Consider the following 14,250-nt stretch of genomic DNA (forward strand, 5'->3'; position numbering starts at 1 on the left):
CGCCCCTCCCCCACGGGAGGGGCGGCCGCCGTGCTGGGTGCGGGGCGGTCAGCCGGCGGAGATCTCCTCCAGGCGGCGGGCGATGGCGGCGAGGGACTCCTCGAGGCCCTGCTGCACGTCGGGGATGTCATGGACGGTCGTGATGCTCAGCTCGATGGTGGTTCCGTCGGCGCCCTCGGTGAGCTCGAGGCCACCGCGGTAGTCACTCTCGGGGGAACCCCACGAGATGGCGTGGGCGTCGTCGTCGTGGGTGAACCAGGCGTCGGACGTCACGGGCTCGTCGCTGCCGTCCCGGTCGGCGTCGACGACCGCGGTCGTGCGCACGAGCTCCGGCTCGACCAGCTCGGCCTTCGTGACGCGGGGGAAGTAGTGCGGCAGGTTCGTGGGGTCCTTGACGAAGTCGTAGGTGTCCCCGACGTGCTGCGTGACGGTGGTGCTGGCGGTGTAGGTGGTCATGACGGTCTCCTGCCCTCGGGTGGCTCGTGGTCCGACGGTAGGTGCAGGTCAGGGCGGGCGGGGCCGGCGTGACGCGCACATCGCGCCGCTGTCTCGGTCGGCCCCGCAGGGGGCGGCCCGGGCGGCGCGGGCGGTACCCTGGCCCCAGACGGCCCGCCCCGACGGGCCGTTCGGCGTCGAGCAGCGGCGTGACTCCCGTGTCACCCCTCCCGACCGTCAGGCCCAGCCGTGCCCCCCTCGTCCCGCTTCAGCGTCCTCCCCTTCCCCCGGTGGTCCACCACCACCGCCGGCGGGAGTCGTGTCTCCTGCACGGCCTGCTGCCTGCCGCTTCCGCTCGGCTGCCTGACCACCGTCGTGGCGGTGGCCGTCCCCGCCGCTGTCGCCCTGCTCCGCCGCCACGGCCCCCGCGGGTGACGACGCCGACCGGTCCGCAGGGCCCCCTGGCCGGGCCGGCGGTCGTCCTTGTCCCCGGTCTGGGGCTCGACCAGCGCAGCTGGGCCCAGGTGCGCCGCATCCTCGGCCCGTCCGCCTCGGTCGTCACCCTGCCCTCGATGGGGCGCCGCGGGCCCCGGGGCACCGACCTCCACGTCGAGGCCCAGGCCGCGCGGGTCCTCGACGCGCTCCCCGCCACGGGTGAGGCGGTGTTGGTCGGCCACTCGGCGAGCGCCCCGGTGGTCGTCGAGGCCGCGGCCCGATCGCCCCGCGTCGTGGGGCTGGTGCTTGTGGGCCCGGTCACCGACCCGGGGGCGCGCACCTGGCCGGGCATCCTGCGGCAGTGGGCGGGCACCGTCGTGCACGAGCGTGTCTGGGAGACGCTGGCCCTCACGCCGCAGTACCGGGCCACCGGGCTGTCGAGCATGCTGCGGGGCATGAACCGGATCCGCTTCTACCGCACCGAGGTCGGCCTGGCGGCAGCGTCGGTGCCCACGCTCGTCGTGCGCGGTGAGAACGACCGGATCGCCCCCGGGCCGTGGTGCGAGCGGCTGGCAGCGGCGGCCGGCACCCCCCTCACCACCGTGCCCGGTGCCGCGCACATGGTGCCGCTCACCCACCCCGCGGCGGTCGTGGCGGCGGTCCGACGGCTGGAGGCCCTGCGGCGCTGAGCCGGAGGGGCCGGCCGTCCGTGCCCGGCCCTGCCGGCCTGGTGCATTGCCGGGCCCGGGCGGGGGTAGGACAGTGGGAGCATCGCCGCATCGACCCCGAGGAGGACCCGTGCCCGCACGCAAGAGCCCCGGCCCGTCCGTGAAGGACCCCGCGCTGTACGAGGAGCTGCGCCAGGACGGCGCCAGCAAGGAGAAGGCGGCCCGCATCGCCAACGCCGCCGCCAGGACCTCACGCTCGGCCGTAGGCCGCAAGGGCGGCAAGGCCGGCGACTACGACGACTGGACGAAGGACGCGCTCCTGCGCCGCGCCCGTGAGCTCGACATCCCCGGCCGGTCCTCGATGACCAAGGCCGAGCTCGTCCACGCCCTGCGGAACCACTGATGGCAGCCCCGGGCCGGCCCCGATGACCGGACCGGACAGCGGCCCTGGCGGCGGCGACGGTGACGGCCACCGGCCCGACGACGGTGACAGGCCTGGCGGACCCCACCGCACGCAGCCGTCGCAGCGGACCCTGACGCGCAACTGGGACGAGCTGCTCCAGGAGATCCGGGTGACCCAGACGGGGGTCCAGATCCTCACCGGGTTCCTGCTGACGGTGCCGTTCTCGCAGCGCTTCGAGCAGCTGACCGGCTTCCAGCGCGGGCTCTACCTGGCGGTGCTGTTCGGCTCGGTGGTGACGACGGGCCTGGTCGTGGCGCCGGTCGCGTTCCACCGCATGCTCTTCCGCCGTCGGCGCCGTGAGCTGCTGGTCGAGTCGGGCAACCGGCTGGCCATCGCCGGGCTCGCCATGCTTGCGCTCACCGTGTCCGGCGTCGTGATGCTCGTCGTCGACATCGTCGTCGGCGCGCGCGAGTCGTTCGTGGCCGGCGGCCTCGCCCTGGCCCTGCTGGCCGCACTGTGGGCGGCCCTGCCGCGGCTGGCCGACCGCTTCGACGACAACCCGCGCAACGCCGCCCCCGAGGACGAGGACGAGGACGACGGCGACCCGGGCCCCTGACCCCGGCGCCGCGGCTAGGACGACCCCGTGGCCAAGCTCCACCGCCCGACCAGCGGCCGGGTGGTCTCGTACAGCTCCCGGTACGCCGCGTAGCCCGTGTCGTAGAGTCCGCGCGTCGCCGGGTCCGGGCGCACCTGCCGGACGACGGGATTCCAGGTACGCGTCGCGGACTCCGTCACGAGGCCGGACGCGACGGCAGCGAGCATCGCATCCCCGTACGCCGCACCGACACTCGTTCGCGCGAGGTCCTGGGGCAGGCCCGTGACGTCACTGACGATCTGGGTCCAGAGACCACCTGTGGTTCCGCCACCGACGGCCACGAGCCGCTCGACCCGGGCGCCCGCCTGGCGCATCGCCTCAAGGTTGTGCCGCACCCCGAACGCCACCCCTTCGAGAGCGGCCCGGTAAAGGTGACCCGCCCGGTGACGCAGTGAGAGGCCGCTGATGACGCCTCGAGCCCCCGGATCGAACAGGGGCGTACGCTCCCCCGCGAAGTACGGCAGGACGAGAAGCCCGTCACTCCCGGGCGGCACCGCCCGCGCGTTCTCGGTCAGCGTGGCGTAGTCCTGCGACACGAGGTCGGAGATCCACTCCGTGACGCTGCCGGAGGTCGCCATCCCGGCGGCGAGGCAGCGCACGTCCGGCCGCACCCCGGTCGTCGGCCACAGGGACCGCGACGGAGTGAAGGTGTCCGTGAGCGCGACGAGGAACATCGTGGAGCCGTACATGACCATGACGTCACCCGGACGGGCGACCTGGACGCTCTCGGCCTCCGCCCACGCGTCGATGGTGCCCGCTGTCACCGGGATCCCGGCGGGGAGACCGGTCAGGGCGGCGGCCTCGTCCGAGACCGCGCCGACCACCTCGTCCGACCAGTGCAGGGCCGGCATCTCGAGGTGCCCGGCGATGGCCGCCCACCGGTCCTGGTCCCAGTCGCACGTGGTCTGGTCGTATAGGGGTGCGCACTGCGAGGCGGAATGGTGGTCGAGCACGTAGGCCCCCGTGAGCCGATTGACCAGGAAGCTGCTCGCCATGAAGAAGCGTCGCGTACGGGCCCACACCTCCGGCTCGTGCTCGGCCAGCCACCGCATCTTGGGCCCGACGGCCTGCGAGGTCAGGACCGCCCCCGTCGCGGCGATGGCGTCCTCGCCGAGCTCTTGGCTCATCGCCCGCACCTGCTCGCCGGCCCGGGTGTCGACGCCGTACAGGATGGCCGGCCGGAGTGGCCGGCTCTGCGCATCCGTTGGCAGCAGACAGGGCCCGATGCCGCTGACCCCCAGAGCAACCGGCGCCTCACCGAGCTGCGGCAGCAGCTCGGTGAGGCACTCGGTGAGGTCCTTCCACCACACGTTGGTGGCGTCGTGCTCGAACCACCCCGGGCGGGGCGTGGCGGTGCGGTGGGCCCGTTCGACCCGCGCCACGACGGCGCCGTCCTCGTCGACGGCCACGGCCTTGGTGCTGGCGGTCCCGATGTCGACGCCGAGGACGAGGCTCACAGCAGCGGCGACCCGTCCGGGGCGGCGCCGCACACCGAGACCTCCATGCCCAGCCGCTGGGCCAGCAGCGCCTTGGCGGCGAGGGCGCGGTCGGCACCCGCGGCATCCGTCCCGTAGGCGACCTGGATGTGGTTCGAGCGGTGCCGCGCCATGAACTGGTCGCGGCTCACGCCGTGCAGCACCGCGTGCATGATGGGCCACTCCGGGGTGGTGGCCCGCCAGCGCCGCTCGGTCTCCTCGCGGGGCAGGTCCACGACGCTGGCCCGACCAAGGTCCATGTGCAGGCGACCGTCCTCGACGAAAATCCTCGACCACACGATCTCCCCCGGCCGACCGATCCCGCGCACGGTGCCCCCACCCAGACGGAAGTACAGCGGCGGCTGGCGCATCGAGTCCGTCCCCGCGTACCCGTCGACGTGGTGCGCTGCCGGCGAAGGACCTGAGATCTCGAAGACCCACACGAACTGCTCCGTCGTACCGCTGGCGTCCAGGTCGCCCCAGCGGACGTCGTGCAGCGTCGTCTCGACGGGCTGGTCCAAGAGGGTGTGCAGCCGGTTCGTGAGCAGAGCGTCGAGACCGGCGCACTCGTCCGCCTCGTTGAAGTGGACGACCGGCTCGCCCGGCCTGATCACGGCGCCGTCGTCACCGACCACGTCAGGGCGCTCACCGTTGTTGAGCAGTCCTTCGGCGAGGTCCGACGCCGGGAGGACGTCGGCCAACCCGAGCTGGTACTGCGTGCCGATCACGTCGATCCCGAAGCGGTCCGCCATTCGCGCGATCGCGTGGTACATCCGCAGCTGGAGCAGCACCTGCGCCTCGGTGAGCTCGCTGGCCTCGTCGGTCCCGAAGTGGAAGGTCATGCCCCGCGACTGCAGCCACTCGAGCGCCGTTCGGGCCTCGTCCTCGGTGGCCAGCATGGTCTCGGCGTAGAGCGCGGCCTGAGACAGCCGCTCCTTGAAGACGTTCATCGGGAAGAGGAGCTCATCGGGGATGATCGCGTTGTACATCCCCATGCACCCCTCGTCGAGAACCCCTAGGACCGCCCCTTCGCGACGGAGACGGTCGAGCACCTCCCCAGCAGCGTTCGTGGCGGCCGGGTCCTGCACCGCCTCCGGAACGAAGGGGTGGACGTGCGAGAGGTCGTGGGTCAGCGGGGCCCCTTCGAGCCACTCCCCGAGGCGGGCGAGGAACCACGGGTCGTCGAAGGTCCTGCTCCACGCGGTGTCGAAGGGGCGACCTGCCTTGGCCAACGACGCGTTGAGGTTGAGCAGCCCCACCAGACCGGGCCACTCGCCTTCCCAGTTGGCCACGGTGAGAACCGGACCGCGATGGCGGAGCAGGCCGCCGAGGACCTGCTGCGAGAACTGCCACACCCCTTCGGCGACGACCACCGGCGCGCCCGGCGGGAGCGCACCCAGCACGCGGAGCCCTTCGGCCTGGCTGGAGATGAACCCGTGGCCCGCCTCGCTGTCGGCGGGGTGGGCCCGTTCGAGCGTGCAACCCCGTGCGGCGAAGGCCTCGGTCAGGAGCCGCTCGAACTCCTGCTGGGCCGGCCAGCAGGTGATGTTGGCAGACAGTCTCTGGTCGCCGTTGGCGACGAGGTAGGCGTGCTCGATCACGGGTTGGTCCTTCCGTGCACGACCCCGAGGGTCAGCATGAGGTTGGCGAAGAGGCGCTGCTCTCCGGTGTGGACGACGACGCCGACGTCCGGCGTTCGTGCAGCGGTGTAGAAGTCGTGGCGGGAGAGGCGTTCCAGCGGCATCTCCAGGAGGGCACCGAACTCCTCGAAGACTGCAGGCTCGGTGCCGTCTGGGGGCGCCATGACCGCGGCGGACTCGACGACGACGGTGTCGAGCAGGGTCGTCAGGACCTCGATGACCCCGACCGTGCCCGGGCGCAGGGCCAGGTGGACCACCGTCGCGTGGGGCGCCACGCCGGTCTTCACGGGGTAGTTGGCGTCGGTGAGGAGCACCTTCGAGCCGTGCCCGCAGGCTGCGAGCGCCGCCAGGAGCGGCGGATGGATGAGCGTCGTGCGCAGCATGTGGCCCGCCTAAGCCCTCGAGTAGCGGCGGGCGACCGTCGACAGGGCGACGGCGAGCACGAGGATCCCACCCTTGAACACGTACTGGTAGAACGTGTCCGCACCGAAGATGCTGAGGCCGTTGAACCCCGTGTTGATGATGATGACGCCTATGAGGGTGCCGAGGATGTGGAACTCGCCGTCGCGCAGCGTCGCCGAGCCGAGGAAGACGGCCGCGAAGGCGTCGAGGAGGTAGCTGTCCGCGGCCGACGCCGTCCCGCTCCCCAGGAGCGAGGCCAGGAGGATGCCGGTCAGCGCCGCACAGATCCCCGCCGTGACGAAGGCGATGATCTTCACCCGGTCGACCGGGATGCCCGACAGGCGTGCCGCCTCGGTGTTCCCGCCCACCGCCTGGATGCGCTGGCCGAGGTCGGTGCGGTTGAGGACCACCCAGAGGATCCCCAGCACGGCGGCCATGATCCAGATCGGGTTCGGCAGTCCGATGAACGAGCCGAGGGCGATCGAGAGGAAGGAGTCCGGCACGCCCTCGGCGATGGGTGCCCCTGACGTGTAGCCGAAGCTGACGCCGATCAGGATGGTGCCGACGCCCAGGGTGGCAATGACGGCGTTCACCCTGGCCTTGGTGACCAGGGCCCCGTTCAGGACCCCGATGGCGGCTCCGACGACGAGGACTACCAGCACGGCCACCGCCACCGGCAACCCGCTGTTGACGATGAGACCGGTGACGAGCACGCCTGCCAGCGAGGCCGCGTAGCCGATGCTGAGGTCGAACTCCCCCACCACGAGGGCCATCGTCAGGCCACCGGCGATGATGGCCGTCAGGGCGGACTGGTTGAGGATGTTGATGACGTTGCCGGTCGTGGGGAAGGACTCGGGCGCGGCGATCGAGAACACCACGACCATGATGAGGAGCCCGGCGAGGGTCCCGTACCGGGAGAGCAGCCTCAGTCCGAGCCGCCACCCTTCACGGGACGGGGGCGCGTCGGCGTTGTGGGCCTGCACGGACATCAGGCGACCTCCTGGTCGGTCTGCGGGGTGGTGTAGCTCAGCTCGGTGAGCCGGTCCTCGGTGAGGTCGTCGCCGGCGAGCTCACCGACGACGCGACCGCGGGACATCACGACGACGCGGTCGCACAGCGCGACGAGCTCCTCGTTGTCGGAGGAGATCGCGAGGACTCCGGTCCCCTGGCGCGCGAGGTCGCGGATGATGGCGTGTATCTCGCCGCGGGCGCCGATGTCGACCCCCCGCGAGAGCTCGTCGAGAATCAGGACGCGCTGGCTGCGGGTGAGCCACCGTGCAATCAGGACCTTCTGCTGGTTCCCACCCGACAGAGTGCCGACCGGCTGGTCGACCGACCCGGTCTTGATGTCGAGGCGCTCGACCAGTTCCCGGGCGCGGGCTCGGGCCCGGCTCGGACGGATGAACGGCAGCCAGGGAACGAGGCGCAGCGGTTTCTGGTCGGCCACGTTGATGTTGAAGGCGACCGACTGCTGGAGAACGAGGCCCTGGGAGCGTCGCTCCTCCGGCACGAGCGCGACGCCGTGACGGACCGCGTCCCCGACATCGGAGAACCGGACCTCGACGCCGTCGAGACGCACCGTCCCCGATGCCACCGGGTCGGCCCCGCACAGCATCCGCGCAAGCTCGGTGCGACCCGCACCGACCAGGCCTCCGAGTCCGAGGACCTCTCCCTGCCGTAGCTCGAACGTGGCGTCCCGGACGGGCCCACCGGTCAGACCGACGACGTCCAGGACGGGAGCGTCGTCCGGTCGAGAGGGTGTGGGCGCGGTCGTGGGCTCCGTGGGGGTGAGCTCACGTCCGACGATCTCGTGGACGAGGCCGGCCTTCGAGAGCTCTCCGCGGGTGACGACCCGGGTGAGCCGGCCGTCCCGGAAGACACTCACGGTGTCGCAGAGGTCCAGGACCTCGTCAAGCCGGTGCGAGACGTACAGCACGCTCACGCCCGAGGCTGCGAGGTCGCGCACGATGGCGTGTAACCGGGCCGTCTCCGCTCCCGACAGCGAGGCCGTGGGCTCGTCCATCGCGATCATCCTGGCCTCCCCCACCAGCGCCCGGCCGATCGAGACCGACCACCGCTGCGCGACGCTCAGCTCACTGACAGGCCGCTCCAGAGAGAAGTCGATGCCGATGCGCTCGGCCGCCTCCGCGGCGGGCCTGCGGCTGTTCTTCCAGTCGACGAGGCCGAATCGGGTCACCTTCGGACGCCCCAGCAGCATGTTGCGCACGGCGTCGAACTGCGGCACCAGGTTGAGCTCCTGGTGGATGAACGCAAGCCCGAGGTCGGTGGCCGCGTTCGGGCTGGTGATGTGCACCGGCACGCCGTCCACGCTGATCGTCCCCTCGTCGGGGTCCTGGAGGCCAGCCAGGCAACGGATCAGCGTCGACTTGCCCGCGCCGTTCGCCCCGACCAGCCCGTGCACCTCTCCGGGACGGACCGTGAGGTCCACCCCGTCGAGGGCCGCGACGCCTCCGAAACGCTTGCTGAGGCCCTCCACCCGGAGGAGCGGGAGCGCCGCGGCCCTCGGGTGCGCCTCAGTTGGCGGCATCGGGGTGCTCGGTCAGGAACTGGTCGATGGTGTCCGAGGTGACGAGCACACCCGGCACGTCGACGGTCTTCTGCTTCCAGGACGAGCCGGCGGACACCGCCTCGAGGGTCGTCTCGAACATGGTTGCGCCCTCCTTGGCGCCGTCCTCCCAGACGGTGGCGGTCAGTGAGCCGTCCTTGACCGCCTTGATCGCCTGCGGGCTGCCGTTGATGCCGTAGGTCTTCACATCCGTACGCCCCTGCTGCTTGAGCGCCGCGATGGCGCCGAGCGTCGGGTCCTCCCAGCACCCCCAGATCGCCAGCTTCCCGGAGCCGGCCGGGTTCTTGGCCAACCAGGCGTTGGCGTAGCGCTGGCCGTCCTGGAGGAAGCCGGGGATGCTCACCTCGTTCTTGGTGACCATGATGCCGCTCTTGCCCTGGAGCGCCTGGTCGAAGATCTTCTCGCGGTCGCGACACACCTGCCCGGTGCGGTACGTGAGGGCCAGAACGGAGCCGCTGTCGCCCATGTCATCCAGCAGGGCCTTGACGGAGGGCTCTGCGAAGGGCGCACCGTCGCCGGTCGTCATCACGACTCCGTCCGCCAGGCCACCACCCCAGGACGCGACGGGGACGTTGGCGGTACGGGCGGCCGCGAGACCCGCCCCCAGTGAGGTGGCCGGGAAGACCAGGTCGAAGATCATGCCGACCTTCTGCGTCGCGAAGGTGCGCATCGCGGAGTTCGCCTGGTCGGCGTTGCCCTGCGCGTCGACGACGTTGACGGTCCAGCCCTGCTTCTGCGCGGCGTCCTTGACCCCCGCGATGACCTTCGCGTTGTTGGAGTCGGTGGCGCTGATGGTGACGATGCCGACGACCTTGTTGCCTGAACCGGACGCGGGCGCCGAGCCGGCGCTCGTTCCCGTCCCGCTCGAGCACGCCGTCGCGAGGACGGTGACGGCCACTGCTGCACCTGCCAGGGAGATCCGCTTCATTGCTGCACCCTTGCTGACCCTCGGGGGGTCCGTCGTCCCAGTTGCCCGGGGTGAGAAATCGATTTCTCGACGATAAGCGAGCAGCCCGGAGGGTGTCAAGGGATGGGCCGCCTCAGCGGTGGGAGCTGCCGCGGACCCTTAGCTCGGTCGGCAGGGTGACCGATCTGACCCTGGCCTCCGGGTCGGTGGCCTGGTGCACCAGCATCTCGGCCGCCGTGCGGCCCAGCTCGTAAGTCGGCTGCGCCACGGTGCTCAGGGACGGGCTGACGAGCGGGGCCCACGGCAGGTCGTCGAACCCGACGATGCCCACCTCCGTGCCGATGGTCACCCCGGCCTCCCCGAGGGCACGCAGTGCGCCCATGGTCATCAGACTGTTGGTCACGAAGATCGCGTCCGGAGGGTCCGGCTGCCGCAGGAGCTCGGCGACAGCCGCGGCGCCACCGGCCTCCTTGTAGTCGGCGACCCGGACGAGTGCCTTGTCGGCGGGCAGTCCCGCCTCACCGAGCGCAGCCCGGTAACCGGCCAGGCGCTGGGCCGCCGTGGTGGTGCGCAGCGGGCCGGCGACGCAGGCGATCCGCCGGTAGCCCTGCGCGGCCAGATGCGCCGTGGCTTCGTAGCCCCCCCGTCGGTTCGAGACGACCACCGACGAGACCGGCGAGCTTCGCAGCCGTCGGTCAATGGTGACGGCGGGTACGCCCGCGTCCAGGAGCGGGCCGAGAGCGCTCTGACGGTCGGAGGCGGGTGAGATCACGACTCCGGCCATGCGTTCGGACAGGGCGACGTCGATGTAGGCCCGCTCGCGCTCGAGGTCCTCGTCGGTGTTGCACAGGACGACCGAATGCCCGTTGGCCCGCGCGACGTCCTCGACGCCGCGAACCAGCGCGGTGAAGTGCGGATTCTCGATGTCACTGATCACCAGGGCCCACACGGCCGCGACTTTGCGCCGGAGGTTGCGGGCTACTCCGTTGGGTCGGTAGCTCAGCTTGCGCACCGACTGCTCCACCCGCCGGGCGAGCTCCGGGTTCACATCGCCCCGGCCGTTGAGGACGCGCGACACCGTGGCGGGCGAGACCGCAGCCAGCCGCGCCACGTCGTAGATCGTCGCCACGTACCCTCCCTGCCGCTGGACGAGGGACGGCCGTGCGACCGCCGAGGAACACTATGCCGCGAAGCCTGCCCTCGCTGCTAGGCTGCAATCGATTTCTCACAGGAGGCGATGATGGCACTCCCCCACTACACCGTGACGACTCTCCGCCTGGGCAGCATCACGGTCGACAAGTCCGGTATGACGTACGGGGTCGACCCGGGCGTCACGCTCGAGGTACCGGTCTGGGCCGCTGCCGTCGAGGGTGACGGCGTGCGGATGCTCGTGGACACCGGCATCGCCGACCCCAGCCGCTGGCTTGGCCACTCGCCCCACCGCCAGGAGGACGACGAGACCCTGGCCGCGGCGCTCGCGACGATCGGGTGGCGCTTCTCGGACATCGACATCGTCATCAACTCGCACCTGCACTACGACCACGCCGAGAACAACGTGCTCCTCCCCGACGCACAGTTCTTCGTCTCTCTCGCCGAGTGGGAGTACGCGAAGGACCCGATCGCGACGCAGCGCTGGCTCTACGATTACGCCTGGACCGACGAGCAGCTGACGTTCCAGAACTACACCCTCGTCGCCCAGGACCACTTCGAGGTGCGCCCGGGCGTTCGGCTCCTCCAGACCCCGGGGCACTCCCGTGGGCATCAGTCCGTCCTCGTCAACACTGACGAAGGGGTGCTGTGCGTGGCGGGTGACGCGGCGTGCTTCATGGAGAACTTCACGATCCCCACGCCCCCGGGGGGGCTGACGTCGGCCGAGCAGGCGCTCGACTCGCTCGAGCGGATGCGGGTCCATGCCGACCGGGTGCTGATGAACCACGACCCGGAGCTCTCCGGCTTCCAGTCCAGCGGTTTCCCCCTCATGCCCCCGGAGCCGGTTTCCGGCTGAGAGTGCCTCGACGGCAGGCCGGACGCCCGCACGGTGGCGGGTCCGTCGTGCCCGGTCGTTGCTACGGTCGAAGGACACAACCGTCGCCGAGGACCAGGGGTCGAGGATGACCAAACGCGTGTACGTCGTCGGGACCGCCGACACCAAGGGCCGCGAGCTCGCCTACGTCCGCGACCGCGTCGCAGCGGCCGGCGTCGAGGCCGTGACCGTCGACGTGGGGACGTCGGACCCGGGGTCGGTCGCCGCAGACGTCACCCCCGCGACGGTCGCCGGACACCACCCGGACGGCGCGGACGCGGTGTTCGTCGGGGAACGGGGGCAGTCCGTCACGGCTATGGGGGTCGCGCTCGAGCGCTACCTCGCCTCGGTCGAGGACCTCGGCGGGGTCATCGGGATCGGCGGCTCGGGAGGCACGGCGCTCATCACGCCCGCGATGCGCGCCCTTCCGGTGGGCGTCCCGAAGGTCATGGTCTCGACGGTGGCGAGCGGCGACGTGTCGGCGTACGTCGGCCCGTCGGACATCGCGATGATGTACTCCGTCACCGACGTCGCCGGGATCAACCGCATCTCGCGCACGGTCCTGGGCAACGCCGCCCACGCGATCGCCGGGATGGTCGCAACGCCGCTGCCGGAGGTCGACGACGACCGCCCGGTGGTCGGGCTGACGATGTTCGGGGTCACGACCCCGGCCGTGACCCAGGTCGTCGAGCTGCTCGGCGACGCCGTCGAGCCGCTGGTGTTCCACGCCACGGGCACCGGGGGTCAGTCCCTCGAGAAGCTCGTCGGGTCGGGGATGGTCGGTTCGGTCATCGACCTCACCACCACCGAGGTCGCCGACCACCTCATGGGCGGCGTCTTCAGCGCGGGCGAGTCCCGGCTCGACGTGCTGGCCGAGGTCGCGGTCCCGTACGTCGGCAGTGTCGGCGCCCTCGACATGGTCAACTTCGGTGCGCGGGAGACCGTTCCGGAGCACTACGCCGACCGGCTCTTCCACGAGCACAACGCCCAGGTGACACTCATGCGCACCACGGCCGCGGAGAACGCCGAGGTGGGCGCGTGGATCGCCCGCAAGCTCAACGCGGCCGTCGGCCCGGTCCGCTTCTTCCTCCCCGAGGGCGGGGTGTCGATGCTCGACGCCCCGGGACAGGCCTTCCACGACCCCGAGGCCGATGCCGCCCTGTTCGACGCCCTCGAGCGGGCCTTCGAGACCACGCCGACGCACACGCTCGTGCGCGTCCCCCACCACGTCAACGATCCCGAGATGGCCGAGCTCGTCGTCGCCGCGCACCGGGAGCTCACCGAGGAGGAGACCTCGTGACCATCCGCCGCCGCTTCACCCGCTCCGAGCTGCTCGAGCGGTTCCGGGCCAAGATCGACGCCGGCGTCCCGATCATCGGGGGCGGCGCCGGCACCGGCATCTCGGCGAAGTGGGAGGAGGCCGGGGGGATCGACCTCATCGTCGTGTACAACTCCGGGCGCTACCGGATGGCCGGGCACGGTTCTCTCGCAGGACTGCTGGCTTACGGCAACGCCAACGACGTGGTCGTCGAGCTCGCCGACGAGGTGCTCTCGGTCGTCCGTGACACGCCGGTGCTCGCGGGGGTCAACGGCACGGACCCCTTCATGGACACCGAGCGCTTCCTCGAGCAGCTGCGCGGCCTCGGGTTCGCCGGCATCCAGAACTTCCCGACGGTCGGCCTCATCGACGGCACCTTCCGGGCCAACCTCGAGGAGACCGGTATGGGGTTCGACAAGGAGGTCGAGCTCGTGCGGGTCGCCCACGACGCCGACCTGCTGACGACGCCGTACGTGTTCTCGGAGGACGACGCCCGGGCGATGACCGACGCCGGCGCCGACATCGTCGTCTGCCACCTGGGCCTGACCACCGGCGGCGGCATCGGCGCGCAGACCGCCCGGACCCTGGAGGACTGCGTCCCCGAGGTCGACGCCTGGGTGGCGGCCGCTCGGGACGTCAGGGCCGACGTCATCGCCCTCGTGCACGGCGGCCCGGTCTCCTCCCCGGAGGACGCCGAGTTCATGCTCCGCGCGTGCACCGGGGTCGACGGCTTCTACGGCGCGTCCAGCATGGAGCGGCTGCCGACCGAACGCGCCCTGAAGGAGCAGACCGAGCGCTTCACCGCCATCACCTTCGCCGACACCACCCAGGAGCAGTCGTGACCGGATCGTTCATCACCGCCGGCGACATCAGCCGGGACACCCTGCCCTGGGGCGAGCTGGGCTGGGTCGTCACCCCGACGACGGCCCCCGGCTGCGGGCTCACCGTGCTCGACGTGACGATCACCCCGGGTCAGGGCCACGCCTTCCACCGGCACCCCGAGCAGGAGGAGGTCATCACGGTCGTCTCCGGCGCGATCGAGCAGTGGGTGGAGCAGGAGCGCACCATCCTGCACGCCGGCGAGAGCGTCCACGTGCCGAAGGACACCGTGCACGCCTCGTTCGTCGCCGCCGACGCGGACGGCCCGGCCCGCCTCTCGGTCGTCCTCACCCCGAGCGTCGGCGACTCCGGCTACGCCGCCGACGAGGTGGCGGACCAGGAGCCCTGGGCCTCGCTGCGCTGACCGCACCCGGCATCCGGGCGCGCCGCCGGCCCCCGCGCAGCACGGCGTAGCATCGCGCC

The 14,250-nt window shown here is 71.5% G+C and carries 15 protein-coding genes; 7 read left to right on the top strand and 8 right to left on the bottom strand.

Translation table 11 applies throughout. The annotated features are described in order from the left end of the window. Positions 1-48: 48 nt before the first annotated feature. On the bottom strand, positions 49-456 hold the full coding sequence (locus tag ATL31_RS06830; protein WP_101395112.1) for an SRPBCC family protein: 408 nt from the start codon (positions 454-456) through the stop codon (positions 49-51). 410 nt (positions 457-866) lie between these two features. Between ATL31_RS06830 and ATL31_RS06835 the strand changes: the two genes are divergently transcribed. The 3 genes from ATL31_RS06835 to ATL31_RS06845 all read left to right on the top strand — a co-directional run bounded on the left by ATL31_RS06835 (position 867) and on the right by ATL31_RS06845 (position 2,557). Next, a complete protein-coding gene (locus tag ATL31_RS06835; RefSeq protein ID WP_158239798.1) occupies positions 867-1,559 on the top strand; it encodes an alpha/beta fold hydrolase in 693 nt (230 codons plus the stop codon). Positions 1,560-1,668: 109 nt separating this feature from the next. Then, positions 1,669-1,941, top strand: a complete 273-nt coding sequence (locus ATL31_RS06840; protein ID WP_101395114.1) for a DUF7218 family protein — start codon at positions 1,669-1,671, stop codon at positions 1,939-1,941. A gap of 22 nt (positions 1,942-1,963) precedes the next feature. Next, on the top strand, positions 1,964-2,557 hold the full coding sequence (locus tag ATL31_RS06845) for a DUF6328 family protein (protein WP_211283975.1): 594 nt from the start codon (positions 1,964-1,966) through the stop codon (positions 2,555-2,557). 14 nt (positions 2,558-2,571) lie between these two features. On the opposite strand, the gene ATL31_RS06850 is transcribed toward ATL31_RS06845, so the two are convergent. The 7 genes from ATL31_RS06850 to ATL31_RS06880 form a co-directional block, all read right to left on the bottom strand. Further along, a complete protein-coding gene (locus ATL31_RS06850) occupies positions 2,572-4,053 on the bottom strand; it encodes an FGGY-family carbohydrate kinase (RefSeq protein ID WP_101397329.1) in 1,482 nt (493 codons plus the stop codon). After that, positions 4,050-5,672, bottom strand: coding sequence for a fucose isomerase (locus ATL31_RS06855; RefSeq protein ID WP_211283976.1), 1,623 nt, complete (start codon positions 5,670-5,672; stop codon positions 4,050-4,052). Before ATL31_RS06855 ends, ATL31_RS06850 begins: the two co-directional genes overlap by 4 nt. Beyond that, positions 5,669-6,094, bottom strand: a complete 426-nt coding sequence (locus tag ATL31_RS06860; RefSeq protein ID WP_101395115.1) for an RbsD/FucU family protein — start codon at positions 6,092-6,094, stop codon at positions 5,669-5,671. Before ATL31_RS06860 ends, ATL31_RS06855 begins: the two co-directional genes overlap by 4 nt. Positions 6,095-6,103: 9 nt before the next feature. Continuing rightward, a complete protein-coding gene (locus ATL31_RS06865; protein WP_101395116.1) occupies positions 6,104-7,102 on the bottom strand; it encodes an ABC transporter permease in 999 nt (332 codons plus the stop codon). Further along, the gene (locus ATL31_RS06870; protein WP_211283977.1) at positions 7,102-8,610 is read right to left on the bottom strand and encodes a sugar ABC transporter ATP-binding protein; all 1,509 of its coding nucleotides are present in this window, start codon (positions 8,608-8,610) and stop codon (positions 7,102-7,104) included. The genes ATL31_RS06865 and ATL31_RS06870 overlap by 1 nt, the downstream gene beginning before the upstream one ends. A 37-nt stretch (positions 8,611-8,647) precedes the next feature. Further along, positions 8,648-9,628: a sugar ABC transporter substrate-binding protein gene (locus ATL31_RS06875; RefSeq protein WP_101395118.1), complete on the bottom strand. Its 981-nt coding sequence runs from the start codon at positions 9,626-9,628 to the stop codon at positions 8,648-8,650. 112 nt (positions 9,629-9,740) lie between these two features. Beyond that, on the bottom strand, positions 9,741-10,736 hold the full coding sequence (locus ATL31_RS06880) for a LacI family DNA-binding transcriptional regulator (protein WP_101395119.1): 996 nt from the start codon (positions 10,734-10,736) through the stop codon (positions 9,741-9,743). 111 nt (positions 10,737-10,847) lie between these two features. Between ATL31_RS06880 and ATL31_RS06885 the strand changes: the two genes are divergently transcribed. The 4 genes from ATL31_RS06885 (at position 10,848) to ATL31_RS06900 (ending at position 14,191) form a co-directional block, all read left to right on the top strand. After that, complete coding sequence (locus ATL31_RS06885) at positions 10,848-11,612, top strand: N-acyl homoserine lactonase family protein (protein ID WP_158239799.1); 765 nt, start codon at positions 10,848-10,850, stop codon at positions 11,610-11,612. A 106-nt stretch (positions 11,613-11,718) separates the two neighbouring features. After that, complete coding sequence (locus tag ATL31_RS06890) at positions 11,719-12,930, top strand: Tm-1-like ATP-binding domain-containing protein (RefSeq protein WP_101395121.1); 1,212 nt, start codon at positions 11,719-11,721, stop codon at positions 12,928-12,930. After that, positions 12,927-13,790: a phosphoenolpyruvate hydrolase family protein gene (locus tag ATL31_RS06895; RefSeq protein WP_245862008.1), complete on the top strand. Its 864-nt coding sequence runs from the start codon at positions 12,927-12,929 to the stop codon at positions 13,788-13,790. Before ATL31_RS06890 ends, ATL31_RS06895 begins: the two co-directional genes overlap by 4 nt. After that, the gene (locus tag ATL31_RS06900; RefSeq protein WP_101395122.1) at positions 13,787-14,191 is read left to right on the top strand and encodes a cupin domain-containing protein; all 405 of its coding nucleotides are present in this window, start codon (positions 13,787-13,789) and stop codon (positions 14,189-14,191) included. The genes ATL31_RS06895 and ATL31_RS06900 overlap by 4 nt, the downstream gene beginning before the upstream one ends. Positions 14,192-14,250 lie beyond the last annotated feature (59 nt).

Origin of the sequence: Phycicoccus duodecadis (assembly GCF_002846495.1) — a bacterium.
Lineage (GTDB): Bacteria > Actinomycetota > Actinomycetes > Actinomycetales > Dermatophilaceae > Phycicoccus > Phycicoccus duodecadis.